Annotated in this window: 14 protein-coding genes, 1 tRNA gene and 1 pseudogene; 13 read left to right on the forward strand and 3 right to left on the reverse strand. The window is 39.9% G+C overall.

The features are described 5' to 3' along the window. Nucleotides 1–413 precede the first annotated feature (413 nt). A complete protein-coding gene (locus B3317_RS14770; protein WP_291112974.1) occupies nt 414–851 on the forward strand; it encodes a hypothetical protein in 438 nt (145 codons plus the stop codon). Between the two features lie 501 nt (nt 852–1,352). Here the strand turns inward: B3317_RS14770 and ahcY are convergent. Further along, the gene (gene ahcY / locus B3317_RS14775; RefSeq protein WP_291112976.1) at nt 1,353–2,771 is read right to left on the reverse strand and encodes an adenosylhomocysteinase; all 1,419 of its coding nucleotides are present in this window, start codon (nt 2,769–2,771) and stop codon (nt 1,353–1,355) included. A gap of 14 nt (nt 2,772–2,785) precedes the next feature. Next, nucleotides 2,786–3,868: a mannose-1-phosphate guanylyltransferase gene (locus tag B3317_RS14780; protein WP_291112978.1), complete on the reverse strand. Its 1,083-nt coding sequence runs from the start codon at nt 3,866–3,868 to the stop codon at nt 2,786–2,788. A gap of 153 nt (nt 3,869–4,021) precedes the next feature. Here B3317_RS14780 and B3317_RS14785 point away from each other — a divergent pair. The 5 genes and pseudogenes from B3317_RS14785 to B3317_RS14805 form a co-directional block, all read left to right on the forward strand. Beyond that, nucleotides 4,022–4,105: transfer RNA gene (locus B3317_RS14785), tRNA-Leu, on the forward strand. A 330-nt stretch (nt 4,106–4,435) separates the two neighbouring features. Then, on the forward strand, nt 4,436–5,296 hold the full coding sequence (locus B3317_RS14790) for a hypothetical protein (protein ID WP_291112979.1): 861 nt from the start codon (nt 4,436–4,438) through the stop codon (nt 5,294–5,296). 10 nt (nt 5,297–5,306) lie between these two features. Continuing rightward, nucleotides 5,307–5,987, forward strand: coding sequence for a hypothetical protein (locus B3317_RS14795; protein WP_291112981.1), 681 nt, complete (start codon nt 5,307–5,309; stop codon nt 5,985–5,987). Nucleotides 5,988–5,996: 9 nt separating this feature from the next. Beyond that, nucleotides 5,997–6,713 (forward strand): hypothetical protein, encoded by a 717-nt coding sequence (locus B3317_RS14800; protein WP_291112983.1) that lies wholly within the window; start codon nt 5,997–5,999, stop codon nt 6,711–6,713. Nucleotides 6,714–6,834: 121 nt separating this feature from the next. After that, a pseudogene (locus B3317_RS14805) lies at nt 6,835–7,520 on the forward strand (helix-turn-helix domain-containing protein); the annotation flags it as partial. A gap of 61 nt (nt 7,521–7,581) precedes the next feature. On the opposite strand, the gene B3317_RS14810 reads toward B3317_RS14805, so the two are convergent. Then, nucleotides 7,582–8,118 carry an RNA polymerase sigma-70 factor gene (locus tag B3317_RS14810; RefSeq protein WP_291112985.1) on the reverse strand — a complete coding sequence of 179 codons (537 nt, stop codon included), beginning with the start codon at nt 8,116–8,118 and terminating at the stop codon, nt 7,582–7,584. Nucleotides 8,119–8,313: 195 nt separating this feature from the next. Between B3317_RS14810 and B3317_RS14815 the strand changes: the two genes are divergently transcribed. From B3317_RS14815 to B3317_RS14845, 7 genes are all read left to right on the forward strand, one after another. Beyond that, on the forward strand, nt 8,314–9,345 hold the full coding sequence (locus tag B3317_RS14815; RefSeq protein WP_291112987.1) for a FecR family protein: 1,032 nt from the start codon (nt 8,314–8,316) through the stop codon (nt 9,343–9,345). 261 nt (nt 9,346–9,606) lie between these two features. Then, the gene (locus tag B3317_RS14820) at nt 9,607–12,981 is read left to right on the forward strand and encodes a SusC/RagA family TonB-linked outer membrane protein (RefSeq protein WP_291112989.1); all 3,375 of its coding nucleotides are present in this window, start codon (nt 9,607–9,609) and stop codon (nt 12,979–12,981) included. A 21-nt stretch (nt 12,982–13,002) separates the two neighbouring features. Further along, nucleotides 13,003–14,667 carry a RagB/SusD family nutrient uptake outer membrane protein gene (locus tag B3317_RS14825; protein WP_291112991.1) on the forward strand — a complete coding sequence of 555 codons (1,665 nt, stop codon included), beginning with the start codon at nt 13,003–13,005 and terminating at the stop codon, nt 14,665–14,667. A 20-nt stretch (nt 14,668–14,687) separates the two neighbouring features. Further along, a complete protein-coding gene (locus B3317_RS14830) occupies nt 14,688–16,046 on the forward strand; it encodes a DUF3863 domain-containing protein (RefSeq protein ID WP_291112993.1) in 1,359 nt (452 codons plus the stop codon). 112 nt (nt 16,047–16,158) lie between these two features. Next, on the forward strand, nt 16,159–17,841 hold the full coding sequence (locus tag B3317_RS14835) for a hypothetical protein (RefSeq protein ID WP_414647509.1): 1,683 nt from the start codon (nt 16,159–16,161) through the stop codon (nt 17,839–17,841). A gap of 85 nt (nt 17,842–17,926) precedes the next feature. After that, entirely contained in the window at nt 17,927–19,357 is a 1,431-nt protein-coding gene (locus B3317_RS14840; RefSeq protein WP_291112995.1) for a DUF3863 domain-containing protein, read from the forward strand. A gap of 219 nt (nt 19,358–19,576) precedes the next feature. Continuing rightward, the gene (locus tag B3317_RS14845; RefSeq protein ID WP_291112997.1) at nt 19,577–22,207 is read left to right on the forward strand and encodes a glycoside hydrolase family 78 protein; all 2,631 of its coding nucleotides are present in this window, start codon (nt 19,577–19,579) and stop codon (nt 22,205–22,207) included. Nucleotides 22,208–22,263: the final 56 nt, after the last annotated feature.

The raw sequence follows: 22,263 nt of genomic DNA on the forward strand, positions 1-22,263 counted from the left end.
AAAATATTTCATATTTTCCAAAAATTCAGAATTTCTACAAAATTGACCCATATACTTGCACCGCGAAATAATAGAAAAACCGGATTATCCGGATATGAGAAGTATTATGGCTATTAAATATATGAAGTTGATTTCTTTTTTTTCGGTAACAGATAACGCCGGAAGGAGAGAGTATTACGTCCGTTTTTTTTCGTTTTTTTCTTCTGAAAGTTTGTCGGTTGGCCCCGTTTTATTAGAGAGAGCTAATTCACAGGACACGAAATCCTTTGCGCGTATAAGCGTATAAATTTATACAAATGATTATGCTCGAAGTAAATCTATTCTTTGTAGAGGTGTACTGATAGGTCTTTTAGAATGAACTAACTTTTATTTTTTTACATAAGATGCTTAAGACAGTAAAGAAATTTTTAGGGATGAGGAAATGCTTCCTGCTCACTGTTCCTGCCTATTATCCCGTCTGGCACAGCCGATACGGGGAAGATACTCAACTTGTTACACGGCTGTCGCGGAGCAGGGATGCGAAGATACACGCCATAAAATTCAATATCGGTTATTGGCGCGACGCGGCCTGCAAGTTTAGCACGGGAAAGTACGACCTGCTTATCTGTTATAAGGGCGATGATCCGGAAGAGAGGAAGTTTTATCCGTTGAAACATGCCTGTTACCTGCATATCCAGGTTGGGCGTTTTCCCATCGAAGGAAAGGATCATATCCTGATAGACGGGTGGGAAGTGGCGGTAGATAAGGTTGCCCGTAACGAGGGATACAGCGTGGATGATTTTCTGGAATTGAGAAAGCATGTAGGCTCGCGGGAGTTCTGTATCGTCCATTTTACGGAGTTCAGGTACTGAAAGCGTTGTCGGTTGCGTGATGTTCAAAAAATATCGGTCGGTTTTTCAGACGCTTGTGTATGTTATCCCGTATTCATTATGTGCATCATCTACCGGAGCGCGAATAAGATAAACTATTATCCGGAAAAATGACGGAAATAGAAAAATTTAGGTAAAGTCAGTTATATAATCCGTGAAATGAATGCCAAAAGCATTCGTAATACTTCACTATTGGAAATCTGTGGGTCGGGATGATCCGCAGATTTTTTTATGGGGCACATTGCTTTTTTCTGTGAGTCGCGAAATATTTTTCTTAAAGTTTATCTATATTATAAAGCTATAAGTTTTTTATATTTTTTTGTCATGTACTATGCAAAATAATATAAGCTGATTTTCATCTTATACTTAACAGTGAAAATCCCAGTAAAAAAAATAATCTTTTCAAATCCTTGTTCTTGAAAATAAGGTTTGAAAAGATTATTATGCCGGGAATCAACTTTTTTGTTGATTATTTAATCACGATTAATATCTGTAATGTTCCGGTTTGAACGGACCTTCCACCGGTACTCCCAGATAATCGGCTTGCTCTTGTGATAATTTAGTGAGCTTTACGCCAATTTGCTCAAGATGCAAGCGGGCAACTTCTTCATCCAGATGTTTTGGTAAGCGGTATACGTTCACTTCATAATCGTTCAGCCAAAGTTCTATCTGAGCCAGAGTCTGGTTTGTAAATGAATTACTCATCACAAACGACGGGTGTCCGGTAGCACATCCCAGATTTACCAAACGGCCTTCTGCCAGCAGGAAGATTGAATGTCCGTCAGGGAAGACGTATTTATCAACTTGAGGCTTAATATTGATATGTTTGATATTAGGGAAATTAACCAGCTTTTCTACTTGTATTTCATTGTCGAAGTGACCGATATTGCAGACAATAGCCTGGTCTTTCATGCGTGCCATGTGCTCGATAGTAATAATATCCTTATTCCCTGTTGTAGTAACAAAGATATTGCCTTCTTTTACGGCATCTTCCATAGTTGTCACTTCGAACCCTTCCATTGCTGCCTGTAATGCGCAGATTGGATCTATTTCGGTGACGATCACACGTGCTCCGTATGAACGCATAGAGTGTGCACAGCCTTTGCCTACATCACCATATCCTGCTACTACAGCGACTTTTCCTGCTATCATTACATCGGTAGCGCGTTTGATCCCATCGGCGAGAGATTCGCGGCAACCATACAGGTTATCGAATTTCGATTTGGTTACCGAATCGTTCACATTGATGGCAGGGATTAGCAGTTCACCCCGTTCCATCATCTGATACAGACGGTGAACGCCTGTTGTAGTTTCTTCCGAAACTCCTTTCCATTCGGCAACCGTGCGATGCCAGCGGTTGTTGTCTTCCTTCAATATGCGGGATAAGGTATCTAAAATAACCTGTTCTTCGTGGTTGGAGCCTTTACGGTTTATGGTTTCTGAATTTTCTTCAGCTTTATATCCCCAGTGGATAAGTAATGTTGCATCACCACCATCATCTACAATCAGATTTGGCCCTTTCCCTTCGGGAAAAGCAAGAGCTTGCTCTGTACACCACCAGTACTCTTCGAGTGTTTCGCCTTTCCACGCGAATACAGGTATGCCTGCGGCAGCTATCGCGGCAGCGGCATGATCCTGAGTAGAGAATATATTACAGCTGCACCAGCGTATGTCAGCTCCCAATTCCTTTAGGGTTTCGATAAGTACAGCAGTCTGGATGGTCATATGGAGTGAACCCATAATGCGTGCTCCTTTTAGGGGCTTTGTTGCACCATATTTTTTACGAAGCGCCATTAGTCCGGGCATTTCGTGTTCTGCTATTTCGATTTCTTTTCTTCCAAAGTCGGCAAGACTAATGTCTGCTACCAGATATGGTAAACCGGGTAAAAGTTGTTTTGACATGTATCTATTTTATTTTAAATATATTTTTCTCCATATTTCAGTTTAACGTCAGCAACAAATTGTTTGATGCGTTGCTCCTCTTCTTTCTTGCAGATAAGAAGGACGCCGTCGGCTTCGGCCACTATATAGCCCTCTAATCCTTGCACAACGGCTAATTTTCCGGACGGGAGGGTAACTACATTCTCGGAACTGTCGAAAAATAGGGTTTCGGCAATTAATGTGGCGTTGGCATTTTCGTCTTTATCTGATATTTCATACAAAGACCCCCATGTTCCCAGGTCTGACCATCCGAAATCTGCTGCCTGTACATATACATTGGCAGCTTTTTCCATCACTCCATAGTCTATGGATATATTGGGGCAGAATGGGAAATTTTCATCAATAAATGCTTTTTCTTTGTCGGTTCCGAATACATCTAATCCCAGGTCGAAACGATTTGTTATTTCAGGCAGATATTGATGGAATGCATCAAGAATTGTACGGTTGTTCCAGATAAAAATACCGGAGTTCCATAGGAATTCTCCACTTTCGTAGAATACTTTAGCCAATTCGAGATTTGGTTTCTCTGTAAATACTTTTACTTTAGTTACCCCATCTAATTGTTCTTCACTCATTTGTATGTATCCATATCCTGTTTCGGGACGGCTTGGGCGAATGCCAAGAGTCAGAAGAGTATTATGTTTTTCAACAAAGGTGAATGCTTTTTGAATAATTGCAAGGAACTCATCTTCTTTGAGTATCAGATGATCGGAAGGGGCAACAACTATATTTGCATCAGGATTAAAAGAATTTATATGATAGGTGGCAAAAGCAATGCAGGGTGCAGTGTTTCGGCGCATAGGCTCTAGCAGAACCTGACTTTGATTCAGTTCAGGGAGTTCATCCATAACCATCTGGGCGTACTCATTATTTGTGACGATGTATATATTTTCAAGGGGGAGTATTTTCTTGAACCTATCTACGGTCATTTGTAAGAGAGAACGGCCTGTGCCAAAGAAATCCAGAAATTGTTTCGGACGGGCCTCTCTACTAAAAGGCCAGAAGCGGCTGCCTATACCGCCACTCATTATTACACAATAGTTGTTCTTATTATCCATACTGATTATAATTTATGCAAAGTTACATTATACGAATGTACAAACAAAACAAAAGAGAACAATAGCATTGAGAAAAATATACAACTCTTTTATAAAAAAGTTAAGAAAGGGTATTTGATATATGAAAATATTGTTTACTTTTGCACCTCACAAGCCCAGATGGCGGAATTGGTAGACGCGCTGGTCTCAAACACCAGTGGATTCACTTCCATGCCGGTTCGATCCCGGCTCTGGGTACAAATATCAAACGCTAAATTATTTATATATAAATATTTAGCGTTTTTGTTTTGACGTACGTGTCCGCAAATTGCTAATTAGTCAAACTTAATTCAAAAAAGTTATAGATTCCCCTGAGAATTACTTCATATTGTACTATAATAAAATATCACAATTAATTGTTACCCTTTATATAAGAGGGACTCTTTGGCTTTATATCCTTATTATTTTTATATATAGCGGAAAATTTTTGCGATAATATAATTTTATTTAAAATATTTCACATTATATAACAATAGTTAAAAAATAAACAATTATATTCATACTTTAAATCTTAAAACCTTAAGTAGTATGAACAAGACGATATTGTTGATTTTGGTATATTTATTTTGTGTTGTTCATGTATCTTCCCAAAATCCTTTAAAATTTGATCCGAACCTTATCTTGGAAAATAGTCGTTCTTTAGTGCTACCACCAAAGGCAAGCTCTACTGTATATGGTCAAGTAGCTTATTCAGTTCGTAAGGAAATTACAACCTCAACAGAAAAGGATATATATAAAATAGAATTTGACTTGGTTTCTAATGAAAAAGGAAAGAAGCCATTTACAAATATGGTTGTAGGGAAAAGCCCGCATGGAGATTCTTGGTCTTTCAGGATACAGCACAATGAGTTTCATATAACTTCCAATACAGATGAGTCATTGCACTATATGAAAGTTTTTACAGTGGATCGGCCGAATGGATATGGATTTGGTCTATCTCAGAGATTTATTGCAGAGACTTATGATGGTTCTGTTGGTTGCCAAATCTCAAATTTGATAGTTACATATTATGAAGATCAGAATACAGAAGGGAATTTAATCGTAAATAAAAATTTAGGAGTTAATGGTAAGATAGGCATTGGTGTTTCTTTTCCAAAATCAGAACTTGACATTAATGGTACTATTCGGGCAAAGGAAGTAAAAATAGAAGCTACAGGGTGGTCGGATTTTGTTTTTGCAAAAGATTATAAACTCCCTGCACTTTCAGATGTCGAAACTCATATCAAAGAGTATCGGCATCTTCCTGATATGCCATCGGAATCGGATGTATTGGAAAATGGTATTAGTATGGGGGAAATGCAGGCTAAGTTATTGCAGAAAATAGAGGAGCTGACATTGTATGTGATAGAACTAGAGAAAGAAATAAAATCATTGAAGAGTAACCAATAATTCAAAAAATATGAGGAAGATTTTTTTGCTAATTTCTATATCGATAACTTTCAGTGTATTAGCTCAGGATAAGTGCGTGTTTTATCAAGATAAGGTGTATGGGGATGTTTTATTAAGAAACTCAGACAGAGGAACAGGTGGGCGAGTATTGGTGCCTACTGTAGGCAATTCAGTAACAATAAATTTTGCGAATGACTTCTCTGGAGGAGTTGTTTTTGGAGGTTGGGGGAATAGATTGGATGCTTTAGCGTATTTTGATATTAATGAATCTGCTCCTATTGTCTTCAACAAGAAAATGAAATCATCATCAATCTATTCTATTGGTAACATTGGAATTGGAATTGAAAATCCTAAAGAGCGCCTGGAAGTCAACGGCACTATACGTTCCAAAGAAGTGAAGATAGAAGCTACAGGATGGGCGGACTTTGTGTTCAACAAGAATTATAAACTACCAACACTGCAAGCTGTAGAACAACACATCAAAGACAAAGGGCATTTGCCCGATATTCCATCAGAGAATGAAATTCTGGAAAATGGCATCAGTGTAGGAGAAATACAAGCTAAACTTTTACAGAAGATCGAAGAACTGACTCTATATATGATAGAACAAGATAGACAGAACAAAGAACTAAAGGAAAGATTAAGTATTCAGGAAACAGAGTTAAACAATTTGAAAAAGACATTAAAATAATATATTACTATGAAAAATAATATAATACTGATTATCCTATTTATATTATCTGTTGCAACATATGCACAAGACCAGACGGTTACAGGTAATCTGCGGGTTAATCATAGTATAGTAACAAAAGCCGATATATATGTAGGAGAGTTTGAAGTCCCCGGTAAAATGGGTTTAGGCTCTAAGTTATATTTTGGAGGAAATGACTTTAATACTGATTTTATTTGGTTGGCAAAATTCGTGAGTGAGGATAAAGCACGCACAGAACTTAGAGTAAATATTGGAGATGATTCTGGTATATCCGACAGATTCGTTGTTGGTAATATAAAATGGGATTCAAACAATACATGGAAAGACTGGTTCGTTGTGACTGAATTTGGTGTTGGTATAAAAACATCTAATCCCAGTTGCGCCCTCGATGTCAATGGTACTATCCGTTCTAAAGAAGTGAAGATAGAAGCCTCTGGCTGGTCTGATTTCGTTTTCGATAAGAATTATGATTTACCGAAACTTTCGGATGTAGAAAAACATATAAACGAGAAACAGCACCTGCCCGGTATTCCATCGGAAAAAGAAATTCTGGAAAATGGCATCAGTGTAGGAGAAATGCAAGCTAAGCTTTTACAAAAGATCGAAGAGTTGACTTTATATGTCATCGAACAGGATAAAAAGATAAAAATTCTACAAAAAGAAAACATTTCAATAAAAAACGAATTAGTTAACCTTAAAAAATGAGTGATATTATAGTAAAGATACATATTGTTTTAGAACTTTATTTCCGGCAATGAATTGAAATAGTCACGATTTAATCTGACAGTTACTAATAAAAACAGTAACATTATAAAAAGATTAAATAATGACTACTTCACAAAAAATCATTAAGAACAAATTAGGCGTTTTAGGATTAGCTCAACAATTAGGCAATGCATCCAGGGCTTGTAAGATTATGGACTATAGTCGGGATAGTTTCTATCGCTTTAAAGAGCTATATGAACAAGGCGGAGAATTAGCATTACAAGAAATATCTCGCGGTAAATCTGTTCTTAAAAATCGTATTGACACAGCTATTGAAGAACAGGTGGTAGTCTTAGCTATCGACAACCCCGCTTTAGGACAAGTAAGAGTTAGTAACGAACTAAAGAAAAAGGGTGGGCTGCCTCAGCAGGTGGTGTTCGTAGTATTTGGCTCAGACACAACTTACAAACCTTCCAATTACGTTTAAAAGCATTGGAAGCGAAAGTAGCTCAAGAAGGATATATATTGACTGGATCACAGCTTATAGTCTTAGAAAAAGCTAAAGAAGAAAAGGTTGCTCATGGGGAAATAGAAACTTATCATCCATGCTATTTGGGGGCACAGGATACCTATTATGTTGGGGACATCAAAGGTGTTGGACATATTTATCAGCAAACCTTTATTGATACCTATTCTAAATTCGCATTTACTAAGCTTTACGACAGGAAGAATGCTTTGGTGGCTGCTGATATGCTGAATGACCAAGTTGTTTCATTCTTTGACGAACATGAACTAAGATGCTATAGAAGTAGTTCTTTATATATACCTAATCCCGACATCTATAGCACACTGCCTATAGCTGATTGGTTTACAGAATAATATAATCCTTCAACTTGATACGAAGTATTTTTAAAGATTTTGTTATGCGATATTCCACCGTTTTTATAGATATTCCGAGGTTTGCAGCGATTTCTGCATTCGTATTTTCTCCAAACCTGCTCATTTCAAAAACTTCTTTGTATTTTTCAGGCAATTCTTTAATAGCGGACTGTATTCTGATTGCCAGTTCTTCTACCATGTAATAATCGGGGTCTTCGAATTGCTCTTTTATTTTTTCATATAATATCGTATGTACTTTTTTTCTGTATTGTTGACTCCTGATTGCATTAAAAGTACGGTTTCTGGCAGCAACGAACAGATACGATTTCAGGGACGTTTCGACAGCCAGATATTTCCTCTTCTCCCATATATGCAACATGAGATCCTGAACTAATTCTTCAGCCTCAACGTCAGAAATAAATTGTGAGACATATTCGCAAAGAGGCGAGTAGAACTTAACAAACATTTCTTTGTAAGCCCTAGTATCCCCTTCTTGAATCCCGTTTAGAAGCAATTGTTCATCCATAATATTTAAGGTACAGACAAAGATAATTTTTTCATCAATAATAAGCATTAATAATGAGCATATAAAACTTTCAAGAAAAGTAGGGCCATTAAAATTAATAAAAAACTTGACTTGTAGTTTAGGGTGGTGCACAATATATGTGTCGTATATATAAAAAGCAAATTAAACCTATAGTAAATAGGCTTATATTAAAAAATGGAATTAGAGGAAAAATCACATATTGAAATGCCAGATGAGTCGTTGCTCCTTAGATATATTACCGGAGAAGTAACGCAAGAGGAGAAGTTATTGGTCAAAGAATGGAGCAGGAAAGATACCGGAAATGAAGAACTCCTTATTCAGCTGGCCCGTATATATTATGCTCAAAAGACACAGCAACGGATTAAAAACCGTGATACCGAAGCCGCATTTCGAATAGTAAATAATAAAATTAAGAAAAAAGTAAGGCGTGTATTTCTCCAGCGGGTTGCTGTAGCAGCATCTTTCATTATCGGAGTTCTTGGTATAGGTTCTTTCTTCTTTCAATATTCGGGCTTGCAGGAGAGCTTCCTTCCATCCATGATTACAGTAGAATCGAATGACAATTCCCGCACCCGTCTGGTGCTTCCCGATGGAACGGAAGTCTGTCTTAATTCAGGAAGCAGCATCACATATCCGTCCCATTATACCGACAGTGAACGCAATGTTACTCTCACGGGTGAAGCATATTTTAAAGTGACTCATAATGAAGAGATACCTTTTGTAGTGAGCACCCTGGATAAGAAGTATCAGATTAAGGTGCTCGGAACAGAATTCAATATGCAGGCCTATAGGGACGACAACGTTATTCAGACAACGCTTATAGCCGGTAGTGTTCAGGTCGATATTCAGGGAAAGGATACGAAGACGGTCTTGTCGCCTTCACAAAAAGCAATCTATTCTGTACAGGATAACGAATTGCAGGTCGTAACTGCCAATACGGATAGAGAGACAGACTGGATGTATAGCCGTCTGGTATTCAAGAAAACACCTATGCCGGAGGTACTGGCGCGATTGTCCCGTTTCTATAATGTGGAGTTCGATGTGAGAAATAAAATCATAAATACTTATACATTCACCGGAACCTTCGAAGACAAACCATTGTATCAGGTGCTGGATTATATGAGAATATCATCGCAGATAGATTATAATATAACTTACCAGAAAGATGAAAAAGGTACCAAATCTGTCGTGGTATTAAGACGATAGAACGAAAGGAAAACAACTCGAATATATATTGAAAACCAACTAACCTTAAAAATTTAACAGCCTATGAAAAAATAACCGGAAGAAATCTAATAAAAAAACACGGAAACATGTTACCAGCATATTTCCGCGCTAAAAAACAAATTCGAAAAACAATTTATTTTTTACTTAAAGCATAACAAAAATATGAGAAAAATCCATCATCTCCAACAAACTTGGGGATATTGTAACCGTTTCCTCAAGTTACACCAAATTCCTCTTACTATGAAATTATCGTTGGCATTACTTATTTTGTCAATTAATGTCTCTTTTGCAGCTCATTCGTATGCTCAACAAGTAACATTATCACTTGACATCCAAAACAAGAAAGTAGTTGATGTTTTGGACGAAATCGAAAAACAATCGGAATTTCGCTTTTACTACAATAATAAACTGGTCGATGTAGAGCGTACGGTATCTGTAAAAGTGAAAAAGAAAGCCGTGTTTTCTATTCTGGACGAATTGTTTTCAAATTACAATGTAGAATACAAAGTAATTGATAAAGATGTTATTCTTACTGAAAAAAACAGGGGAGAAAATAAGACCCGCGAAGCCCATCAGCAGCAAATGAATATAATGGGTGTAGTGACAGATGCAAACGGGGAAGTATTACCCGGGGTAAGTGTTGTCCTGAAAAATACTACATTAGGTACAATCACCGATACAGATGGCAAGTATTCCATAAATGTTCCCGACGGAAATGCTGTTCTGATTTATTCGATGATAGGTTTTCTGAAACATGAAGAGCCTGTGGGCAATAGAAGATCTATAAATATATCACTGAAAGAAGAAGTTCGCGAAATGGATGAAGTAGTTGTGATTGGTTACGGTACTGTAAAAAGAGCCAATCTGGGAGGAGCTGTCGCAACAGCCGACTCGAAAGTATTCCAGTCCCGTCCTGTACAAAATGCAGCCTCTGCGCTTCAGGGTGAGGTTCCGGGCCTTACCGTGATACGTACAAGCGGAGCCCCAGGTAGCAGTCCGGTTTTGCGTGTACGTGATATATCTTCAACCAATGGCGGTTCTCCGTTAATTTTAATTGATGGAGCAGAAGGTGATCTGAGTACGATAAATCCTGCCGATATTGAGAACATATCTGTTCTGAAAGACGGGACAGCAGCTATCTACGGGGCGCGTGCTGCCGACGGGGTGGTTCTGATTACCACGAAAGGAGCAAATAGGAATCAAAAGCTGAAAGTAACCCTCGATGCATACTATTCGATAAAAAAACCTGCATTGTTGAAAAAATCTGCCAATCTTTATCAACATGCTGCTATGGCTCTTGAAATCACAGACGGCAGCTTTCCGATAGAATATACACAGGACGAATTGCAACTCATTCTTGAGGGCAGCGATAAAGTCATACCATCCGGAACCACATGGGGACGCTGGGGCAATGCATATCCCAAATTTTATAAAGACCAGAATTGGAATGAACATATTATAGGAAATGGCAATATTCAGAATTATAATGTCAGCTTTTCCGGAGGGGGAGATAAATATACCTATCTCATTTCTTTGGGTTACCAGAAAGAAGAGGGATTACCTAAATTCGGAATAGATTCGGACAAGCGTTATTTTGTGCGTGCAAAATCCAATATAGAAATAATAAAAAACCTGAATTACGACCTTAATATATCCTATGAGGCTAGCGACAGGGACTATTCTTCCGGCATTAGCCAGGGACAGAATATATGGGAATTGATATACAAAACCCGCAGCTGGGCACCTGTATATAATCCGGCAGGAAACTTCTATACTTTCGAAGGTTTTGATAATCCGGCACAAGTATTGGAAGATGGAGGAGAGTCTCGGCGAACAACCGGAAATTTTACTTTCAACAACCAATTGCGTTGGCAGGTCATAGACGGGCTAAACCTTATAGGCCGGGCTATAGTTCGCAAGAGCGATGCCGATGAGTATATAGTCCAGAAGATGCTTTACAGCTACAATTGGGAAAATGTAAATCATAGGACAGCAAGAAAACCCAATAGCGCCGAGCGTAATTATGCCAAAACGCTGTCTAAAAACTTTACGTTATATGGAGAGTACAAAAAGATATTTGCTGAAAAACATGATATAGGTATAATGTTCGGAGGGTCTCATGAATCCGCCGACTATGACAAATTCTGGGCAAAGCGTATCAATTTCGATCAGCAGGAACAGATGCCTGTCAGCATGGGGAGCCCCGAAGACCAGGATGCAGCCAGTGATGGTAACGCATGGACCATCAACTCTTTCTTCTCGAGGCTTAATTATGGATTCGCCAATAAGTATTTTATCGAAGGTACATTACGCGGCGACGGTTGTTCCCGGTTTGCCCCGGGTGAACGTTGGGGATATTTCCCGGGCGTAAATGCAACATGGCGTATAGGCGAGGAATCATTTATAAAGCCACTGAATATCTTCGACGACCTCAAATTCAGGGCTTCTTATGGAGAAATGGGAAATCAGTCTAATATAGGCCCTTATGATTTCATTGAACTAATTAATATCAGCAGAAATTATTATCCGTTCGGCAATGGAGCAAAAGGTCAGATGGCGAATCAGTCGAACCTGGTTTCTACTTCCCGTACATGGGAGACTATCAGGTCTGTGAACGTCGGTACAGATTTCAGCTTCCTGAATAACAGATTATACGGGTCTTTCGACTACTTCTGGAAAACCAATGAGAATATGTTGATTTCCATTACTTATCCTTCCATTTTGGGGATTGCAGCTCCTTCAACGAACAGTGGAGAACTGAAAATCCACGGTTGGGAAATCATATTAGGATGGAGAGACCAGATCGGTGATTTCAAATATTCGGTAAGAGCGAGTTTAAGTGATGCTCAGAATGAAATAGCCAAAAGAATCGGGAACTCTATAATAGGATATGGGAATAACAGGACACCTGTCGGCTATCCGATGGATTCATATTTCGGATATGTATTTGATGGTATTATCCAAAATGAACAGGAACTCGCCGAATACAAGTCCCGTTTCCCTAATAGCGGAACCGTACAGGATAAGAGGATACAAGTAGGGGATGCCAAGTACAAAGACCTGAACGGCGATGGTAACCTGACTGAATATGCCGACGGGGATGGCGACCTTGTTTATTTAGGGAACACTAATCCGCGGTACAACTTCGGATTCAATCTCAATGCTGAATATAAAGGATTCGACTTAGGCGCATTCTTCCAGGGAGTAGGCAAACGCACGATGTTCCTCGAAGGAGATGCCAGTAAACCTTTTAATGCACCATGGTATCAGTCGGCAGAATACTGGTATGGAAAAACATGGACGCCAGAAAGAACCGATGCCAAGTATCCGGCTATATCAAACGATGGTACCAGAAAAAATTATAACTATTATATCTCTACCAACACCAAACATAATGTAGGGTATATCAGGTTGAAGAACTTGCAGGTCGGCTATACTATCCCTAAAAAGTATACACTGAAAGCGAAACTGGAGAAAGTCAGGATATACTTCAGTGGGGAAGACCTCTTTGAAATACACAATGCGCCCGGCGGATGGGACCCTGAAGACGGAGGCAGTTTTGTGAGTTATCCGTTTGCCCGTAATTACTCGTTAGGTGTTAATATTGTTTTCTAAATTTCGCTAAAGTAAATAATCATGAAAAAATATATATCAATAATTTCTGCGCTCATTGCTATTTTAATGGTAATGTCAGGTTGCCAGGATATGGATTTGCTTCCGAAAGAAAACCTAAGCGATCCTCAGTTTTGGAAAACCCCGGCCGATTATAAGAAAGCGGCAAATCTCTTGTATGACAGGATGGAAAGTTTTAATACAAGCGACAGTGAAAGTGATATTGCTTACGGCGAAGGAGCAAATAGTGTAAGTAATGGGACATATATCGCAAATCCTTCGGATGGGAATTGGAATGACCGGTTTACTGATATCCGTAATTGTAATAAAATTATAGAGAAAAGTGAAGTCTACGAAGGCAATCCTTCCGAAATAGAACGCTATGTCGCCGAAGCCCGTTTCTTCAGGGCTTATACCTACTGGCGTTTGATGAAGAGATTCGCTGACGTGCCTGTCATTACTAAAACATTAAATGTGGATTCCCCTGAATTATTTGCTCATAGGGATTCTCAGGCCAAAGTAGAAGATTTTATACTTTCGGAACTGGAAGCAATCTATACAAAATTGCCAAAACAGAGTGAGCTGGCAGCCGATGATAAGGGCCGTATCACTCAGGGTGCGGTATTAGCACTGAAAGCAAGAGTGGCATTGTTCGCCGGCACTTGGGCTAAATATCATAATCACCGGACCGACTATAAGGATGTACTGGAACAGGCTATCGTTGCTGCCGAAAAGGTAAGGACAAGTGGTGAATATTCCCTGTACGAAGGCTCAGGAGCCGAAAGCTACCGTTACCTGTTTATCGAAGAAGGGGACGATGCCCCGGAAGCGATTCTTTCCAACCGTTACTTTAAGGATATACGCATGCATTCGCAGGCGCACGGAGTATATTGGGGACAGAGAGGTACTCCGACAAAAAAGCTGGCTGAGATGTATCTGTGCAAAAGTACGGGCTTGCCTATAGATGATCCAAGTTCCGGATTCGAAGGATACAGCAGAATGGCAGATGAATTTAAGAATCGCGACCCGCGTATGACTCAGACATTCCTGACACCTGGGACAACATTCCTGAGCCCGCAGGATGGCCAGTTGGTCAGTGCTCCGGGTTTTGAGACCCGTCCTAATACCAAGACAGGATATAAGCTTTGGAAGTTTATGGGAGAAGAAAGAACCGGGGTAAACGATTCATACTATGATTATCATATCATCCGTTACGCGGAAGTATTACTTATCCTGGCAGAAGCCACATTCGAAAAAGATGATAAAATCAGCAATGAAGTCCTGAATAATACAATTAATGTAGTCCGCTCGCGAAAGGGAGTAGAGATGCCTGCCCTTACAAACGAATTTGTACAGGCAAACGGGCTGAACATGCAGACCGAGATACGGAGGGAACGTACTATAGAACTTGCATTCGAAGGGTTCAGACGTGATGACCTCAGACGTTGGAAAACTGCAGAAGCTGAATTGGTCGGAGCTTTGAAAGGCTTCAGGTATAAAGATAGTGAGTATGCAGAATTGAAGGTGCTGGATGATGAAAGTGCAAAAAAACTGGATGAGAATGGTTTCTATATCGTAGAACCTGCTACAAACCGTAAGTTTGTGGCACCTAAAAATTATTATTATTCTCTACCTTTGGATGAAACAAAGCTCAATCCGAATTTATTGCCCAATAATCCAGGCTGGTAAAATATATTAACGGTTATAAGATGATAAAGAAAAACTTATTAATTCTATTAACCTTCACTTTTGTTTGGTGTGGCTCTCTATCTTCCCTGAAAGGACAGGGTAGGGGGGAGCCTGCACCGGCAGGGCTGATGGGAAACCGGTTTCTCACCCTGAATACTATAATCCGTGTAAATCAGATTGAGGTAAGCAGGGACAGAAACGAAGGTATGGACGAACGTTCGGAGCATACTCCCGAACGCGTAATTGCATTCAGGGAAGCTGTATCATCAGAGTTTCCGGGTGCAAGAATAACATGGGCATTCAGTTGGCTGGCATTGCATGACCAAACCGAAAATTATAAGAAGATTCGTGAACTGGTAGTCGGGTATCACCATAAGTATGGTGACGATATTACATTCATACCGGGTGCATACTTTGCCAATGCTTATAACACACGCGAACAGGTAAATAAAGATTTACACGATGGACTGGCTAAGGTGAGCGAAATAGTCGGGAACGGATTCCGCCCCAAGAGTGTTCTTGCCGGCTTTCTGGCTGCCGAAAATCAGCAATATTTAGCTGAAAAAGAGGGAATCCATGTATGCCAGGGCAATATATGGAGCCAATTCTCTATCGATAATCAGGATGGCGACGGGGCAGTTTCTTATCCTTTCTATCCATCGAAGGAACATTTTTGTAAGCCCGCTCAAGGCAAAGATGACTTTATTGACTGTGTGAATCTGGACGGATGGACAATGGACTTCCTCTCGGCTCGTAGAGATGGTTTTGCCGATGGCTTCAACAGCCGTATGGGTGTAGGCCCTATCGAGACCTTAATGGCTTATGGGAAATTGACAGGACTGACACAGATGCTATATACTACCGCTATGCACTATGACAGGGGTTTTGAGCTCAACGGCTTTGCATGGGTAACTAATTGCTGGGAGTTGTCCCTTCCAATCGATATTTCAGGACTGAAAGACTGGTTGAATGAGATAAAGCGAAACTGGCCAGATGTTAAGTTCATCACTCAGGGCGAATTCGGCTTATTATGGAGAGATCATTACAAAGATAATTCTTTCAATTACCGTTTCGAGCAGAAAGGCTCAGGTATCGGAGGCTCTGATTCTAATCTGAAAATCAGATGGTTTATGAACAAGGATTTCCGTCTGGCACTGATTAAAGATTGGCAGAAGAACAGACGGGAAAATGTAATTGATTTTACCAACTATAATCTCAAGGCAGAAGAACCTAAGGATATGACCAGAAAATGGAGCCTGATGGGAGAAATCAATCAAAAACAGAGCCGTTCGCAAGATAAACCGAAGACAATTGATAAAATATCTCCGGATGGACTTGCTCTAATTAAGAAATATTACCCATATTTGCTTGTTGACTGATTTGCACAGTTACTAAATATGCCCTGATTAAGTAAATAATAATAACCGGCTATTTATTCTTTTTATAGGTAGCTGGTTCTAAAATAAAATTTCTAATTAACAAATGATATTTATGAGTCTAAGAAAACTGACTGCTCTGGTATTACTCTTCTCCGTCGTGAGCATGAGTTGTACTACCAATACCGGTAAAACCAAACAGGAAGGGACGTCGGATGCTCCCCGGATAATCAATATTGTAAATTTTATCCGCCAGACCGACTACCGTGTCGAAAATGCCGATAGTCTTCTGTTCGAAACAGTTCAGGAGCAGATTAAACTACTGGATAAGTATTCTTTTCCGGCGACATTCCTGCTTCAATACGATGCTTTGATTAACCCTAAATATCAGGATTTACTCAAGAACGGACTGAAACCGGATTCTGAAGTCGGTGCGTGGTGGGAAATTACCCAGCCTCATGTGGAAGCAGCAGGTATAAAGTGGCGAGGGGAACATTCATGGGTTTCTCATGCCAATATTGCTTTCACTACAGGATATACACCACAGGAAAGGGAAAAGCTGGTAGATGTATACATGGAGAAATTTAAGGAAATATTCGGGAAATATCCGCAATCGGTAGGCTCATGGTATATCGATTCGCATACATTGGCCTACATGTACGACAAGTATAAAATAATAGCTTCATGCAACTGTAAAGACCAGGTGGGTACCGACGGCTACACACTTTGGGGAGGATATTGGAACCAAGCTTATTATCCTAGCAAACTAAATGCTTATATGCCTGCCCAAACTGCAGAAAGACAGATACCTGTACCTATCTTCCGCATGCTGGGAAGCGACCCTATTTATCAATACGATACCGGACTGGGACACGACAGGCAGGGTGTCATATCTTTGGAACCTGTTTACCGCGAGTCGGGTATGGATAAGAAATGGGTGGAATATTTCCTGGAATCAATTGTCAACCAGCCTTGTCTGGCATTCAATTATGCACAGGCCGGACAGGAAAATTCTTTCACATGGAATGGCATGCAGAAAGGACTGGAAATGCAGTTCCCGATATTCGATTCACTAAAGAAATTAGATAAAATCAAGATACAGACATTGGGCGAATCGGGCAAATGGTTTAAAGAGAAGTTCTCAACCACTCCGGCTACTGCAGTGACTACCATGACCGATATCCGTAATGAGGGTAGAAAAACAGTCTGGTTCAACAGCCGGTACTATCGTACCAATCTTTTATGGGAAGGAAAATCTTTCCGTTTCCGCGACATCCATCTTTTCGATGAGAAATTCGAATCTCCTTATCTGAATAAACCCGGAGAAGGAAACCAATTCTTATATTATACGCTTCCGGTTGTCGACGGCTTCATGTGGAGTGTAAACGACGACCGTGCAGGATTGTACATAAACAGTATAGATAAAGATGGAAATAAGAAAGAAGTACTGCTGAACGAGCCTGTAGTAACAGAAATAGCTAAAGATGTGCTGCAAGTGGAATGTAAGGATGAGAACAAGAATGTTTTCAGAATAGTATTCCATGAAGATATGTTTGAGGTAAACTGCGAAGCTGCTGAAAAAGAATTTAGCTGGGTACTCGAACTTAAAACTGCCGAAGGAAAAGAATTGCCATTCCGCTCCATAAACAACAATCGCATCGATGCTGAATTTATGAACTATAAATACAGTATTACATGTAAAGAAGGGATAGTAGACAGGGGAATTACTGCCAACTATGTCTTTCGTCTGATACCTGTAAATAATAAACTAGTTATTGATTGTACAAATAAACTATGAAATGAATACCTCACAGTGCATTCGCTTTTTTAGGATGCACTGTGTTTCTAATTCCTTCCGAAAGATGTTGTAAAAACAAATAAATATGAACAAAAAGATTCTTTTGCCAAAGATTATAATTCTCTTTGTAATCTTTGCTTTTACCAACTTACTAAAAGCCTCAGAACCTTTCTTTGGCTCCAATAATGAAACTATCCCGCTCAAGGGGAATAGATTTGTAACCCTCTGTATAATGATACGTACCACCCCTTGGGAAGTATCGCGCGATGTAAAACTGCATCCACGTGACGAGGGAGACTGGCATACTCTGGACGGGGTTCGTTCATTGAGAGAGGCCTTTGCCAAGAACAATCCGGATGGACGATTGACCTGGGGGTTTACGATGAATGCATTGGAAGACCAGCGTGAAAATTACAAGCAGATCCGTCAGTATATTGTAGAATGTCAGAAAAAATATGGTGACGAGGTATCTTACTTTCCGGGTTATTTTCCGGCGATGTATCTGCCCCGTGAGAGGGTAAACCGTGAAATGTCTGAAGCAATTCAACTCATATCCGATATGGTTGGGAATGGATATCGCCCCCAGTCAATTATCGGTGGATTTTTATCAGCCGACAACTTAAAATACCTTGCCGAAAAAGAAAAGATACATACGGCACATGCTGTCATCTGGAGTCAGCACAATATAGACGGAGGCGGAGCTGACGGTTCCCCGTCATACCCATTCTATCCGTCAACAGAGCATTTCTGCAAGCCGGCGCAGGGCGAAAAAGATTTTATAGACTGCGTGAATCTCGATGGCTGGACAATGGATTTCCTCTGTGCACGTCGTAGTGGGCAAAGCGGACATGGTATTGAAGGATATAATAGCCGGCGCGGGGTAGGCCCGATAGAGACATATAAAGGTTGGGGACTCGACTTGGGACATCTGGAAGTTATGCATACACAATCCATTCATTTCGATAAAGGTGTTGAACTAAACGGATTTGGATGGGTGACCAATATTTGGGAAGCACAAATGATACATGAATTTGGAAAGGAATTTATATGCAAAGCTATGGAAATGTGGGTGAGCGGGACAAAAGAACGCTGGCCTGATACCCATTTTATAAGTTTTGGAGAATTTGGAAACATCTGGCGTGAACATAATAAGACGAATGACGACTGGAACTACAAATTCGAGGAAAGGGGATCGGGACTTGGCGATTCGTATAATAATCTGGAGATAAAGTGGTTTATGAATAAAGAATTCCGGTTGGCTTTATTGCGCGATTGGCATAGAAAGACACCGTTCCGTGTTATTGATTTTACTCGCTACGATATCGAAGCAAAAGAACCATCTAACCCTACACCTCTAAAACCTGTCAAAGACTGGAGTTTAATAAATGTGATGAACCAAAAAGGATTACGGCCCCAAGACGAACCAAAACTTTTAGAACAGCTGGACAAGAAAGATCAGGATTTGATAAGAAAGTATTATCCCGAGTTATTTGATGATAAAAAGGGCTTATTGTAAATAGCCTTTTAGTCTTATGAATAAAACTTTAAGAGCTTATTTTATTATAATGATATTACTCATTCATGTATATCCCTCAATTGTTAATGCTTAAATAGAAACGAAATAGCTTTTATCACTCTAAATATCGTATGCAATGGCTCCATAGCTTTTAGTAAAACGTCTTTATCACTTAAAACAATAAGCATCATACCAAATCCGACATAAAAAACATAACCTATGCTCAAATCACTTTTATATATACCAAGCCTCATATTTTTCAATACGTTATGGGCGGCGCAACCGATAAACCTGCGGTGCGAACATCTCACCAACCCTTTAGGTATCGATGCCGAATCTCCACGGCTGACATGGATGCTTGATGATGGCAGACAGGGAGCTGTACAAAAAGCTTTCCGGCTCATTGTAGATACAGATTCACTGAGAATAGTCAATAATCAGGGTAGTATGTGGGACACAGGAAAGACCGACTCTGAAGATGTTATAGTCCCTTATGCAGGTAAAAAACTGGAGCCATTCACCCACTATTACTGGAAGGTAATAAGTTGGGATATGAATGGTGCGGAAAGCTCATCGCCGGTCAATTCATTCGAAACAGGAATGATGGATATCAAGAACTGGCAAGGTTCGTGGATCGGGGACGGAAGGGATATCCACTACAAGCCGGCTCCTTATTTCCGCAAAAAGTTTATGGCAAAAAAGACAATAAAATCTGCCCGTGCGTATATAGCTGTTGCAGGACTATATGAGCTTTATATCAATGGAGAGAAAATAGGCAACCACCGCCTTGACCCTATATATACCCGTTTTGACAGAAGAAACCTTTATGTAACTTATGATGTAACTTCTCAACTCCAGAATGGGGACAATGTCATGGGTGTGCTGCTGGGTAATGGTTGGTACAACCATCAATCCCAAGCTGTATGGGATTTTGACCGTGCCCCATGGCGTAATCGCCCTGCTTTCTGCATGGACCTCCGTATAACTTACACAGACGGCAGTACAGAAACTATCGTGACTGACCGGAGCTGGCGAAAATCGGGCTCTCCGGTTATCTTTAATAGCATATATACTGGCGAACATTATGATGCCAGACTTGAACAGAAAGGCTGGAGCACTCCTGGTTTTGACGATTCCGGATGGCATGGAGTAGGTTACAGAGCTGCGCCTTCTCGGGTTTTGACGTCTCAACAACTTAGGCCCATACGGAATGTCTTGGAAATTCCGGCAAAATCGATTAAAAAGTTCGATGATACAACTTACCTCTTTGATTTCGGGCAAAATATGTCAGGCGTAACCAAGATAAGAATAACAGGAGAAGAAGGAACAGAAGTAAGAATAAAGCATGGAGAGCGGTTATATGAAAATGGACGTCTCGACATGTCTAATATAGATGTATATTACAGAGGCGACAAAGAAAAAGATCCTTTCCAGACTGATATAATGATACTCAGTGGCAAAGGAGAGGATGAGTTTATGGCAAAATTCAACTATAAAGGTTTCCGCTATGTGGAAATAACAAGCAACAAACCTGTTGAATTGGGTAAGAACAGCCTTACCGCCTATTTTATGCATAGCGATGTCTCTCCCGTGGGAGAAATAAAAACATCTAATCCCCTTATCGATAAATTATGGCGGGCTACAAACAATGCCTATCTGTCAAACTTGATGGGTTATCCTACCGATTGTCCGCAGCGTGAAAAAAATGGCTGGACCGGAGATGGCCATTTTGCCATAGAAACGGGTTTATATAATTTCGATGGGATAACTATATACGAAAAATGGCTTGCAGACCATCGGGATGAACAACAACCAAACGGGGTTCTACCCGACATTATACCTACCGGAGGCTGGGGATACGGAACCGACAACGGACTGGATTGGACAAGTACTATAGCAATTATCCCTTGGAACCTTTATTTATTCTATGGAGAGAGTAAACCTCTATACGATTGTTATGATAATATAAAGCGATATGTAGATTATGTCGATAGAAACAGTCCGGAGCATTTGTCATCCTGGGGACGTGGCGACTGGGTACCTGTTAAGTCCCGTTCTAATAAAGAATTGACTTCCTCTGTATATTTTTATGTAGATGCCAGAATATTGGCTGATGCAGCTAAACTATTCAACAAAGAAAACGATTATCGGTATTACTCTGCATTGGCCGGGAAAATAAGAAAAGCTATAAATGACAAATACCTGAATAGAGAAACAGGTATTTATGCCGACGGATCGCAAACTGAATTAAGTGTTCCTCTGCAATGGAGAGTTGTGCCCGAAGATATGATTCATATGGTTGCACAAAATCTGGCAAAGAAGGTTGAAGAGGCTGACTTCCATTTAGACGTGGGTGTATTAGGTGCTAAAGCGATACTTAACGCTCTGAGTGAAAACGGCTATGCTGAAACAGCCTATAAAGTGGCAGCTCAAGATACTTACCCTTCGTGGGGGTGGTGGATTGTAAACGGAGCTACAACCTTACTCGAAAACTGGGATTTAAAGGCTGAGCGTGATATATCGGATAATCACATGATGTTTGGTGAAATCGGCGGATGGTTTTTCAAAGGATTAGGCGGTATTTTTCCTGATGTGCAGAAACCGGGATTCAAACACATAATTCTTCGCCCGAACTTTGTCAAAGAATTGACACACTTCCAGGCAGAATACAAATCTCCTTATGGAAAAATAATCTCAAAATGGGAATGGAAGAAAAAAGATGTGATATATGAAGTTCTTATACCTGCAAACAGTACGGCAACACTCTACCTACCCGAAAATGTGAAGGGAGAGAAGGTAATGAAACTAGAAGCTGGCAAATATATCCTGAATTTGAAGGTAGTTAAATAATATCATACAAAGAGGTTACCTGCATTATTAAAAAATGACTAAAACCGGTATATTTA

This window comes from Dysgonomonas sp. UBA7710 (assembly GCF_002482385.1).
GTDB lineage: Bacteria > Bacteroidota > Bacteroidia > Bacteroidales > Dysgonomonadaceae > Dysgonomonas.

Bases quoted from the DNA above. Each gene is read 5' to 3' on its own strand.
- B3317_RS14820 (WP_291112989.1), top strand. From the start codon at position 9,607: ATGAAATTATCGTTGGCATTACTTATTTTGTCAATTAATGTCTCTTTT.
- B3317_RS14770 (WP_291112974.1), top strand. From the start codon at position 414: ATGAGGAAATGCTTCCTGCTCACTGTTCCTGCCTATTATCCCGTCTGG.
- B3317_RS14835 (WP_414647509.1), top strand. From the start codon at position 16,159: ATGAGTCTAAGAAAACTGACTGCTCTGGTATTACTCTTCTCCGTCGTG.
- B3317_RS14840 (WP_291112995.1), top strand. From the start codon at position 17,927: ATGAACAAAAAGATTCTTTTGCCAAAGATTATAATTCTCTTTGTAATC.
- B3317_RS14825 (WP_291112991.1), top strand. From the start codon at position 13,003: ATGAAAAAATATATATCAATAATTTCTGCGCTCATTGCTATTTTAATG.
- B3317_RS14800 (WP_291112983.1), top strand. From the start codon at position 5,997: ATGAAAAATAATATAATACTGATTATCCTATTTATATTATCTGTTGCA.
- B3317_RS14795 (WP_291112981.1), top strand. From the start codon at position 5,307: ATGAGGAAGATTTTTTTGCTAATTTCTATATCGATAACTTTCAGTGTA.
- B3317_RS14830 (WP_291112993.1), top strand. From the start codon at position 14,688: ATGATAAAGAAAAACTTATTAATTCTATTAACCTTCACTTTTGTTTGG.
- B3317_RS14780 (WP_291112978.1), bottom strand. From the start codon at position 3,868: ATGGATAATAAGAACAACTATTGTGTAATAATGAGTGGCGGTATAGGC.
- B3317_RS14815 (WP_291112987.1), top strand. From the start codon at position 8,314: ATGGAATTAGAGGAAAAATCACATATTGAAATGCCAGATGAGTCGTTG.
- B3317_RS14845 (WP_291112997.1), top strand. From the start codon at position 19,577: ATGCTCAAATCACTTTTATATATACCAAGCCTCATATTTTTCAATACG.
- B3317_RS14810 (WP_291112985.1), bottom strand. From the start codon at position 8,118: ATGGATGAACAATTGCTTCTAAACGGGATTCAAGAAGGGGATACTAGG.
- B3317_RS14790 (WP_291112979.1), top strand. From the start codon at position 4,436: ATGAACAAGACGATATTGTTGATTTTGGTATATTTATTTTGTGTTGTT.
- ahcY (WP_291112976.1), bottom strand. From the start codon at position 2,771: ATGTCAAAACAACTTTTACCCGGTTTACCATATCTGGTAGCAGACATT.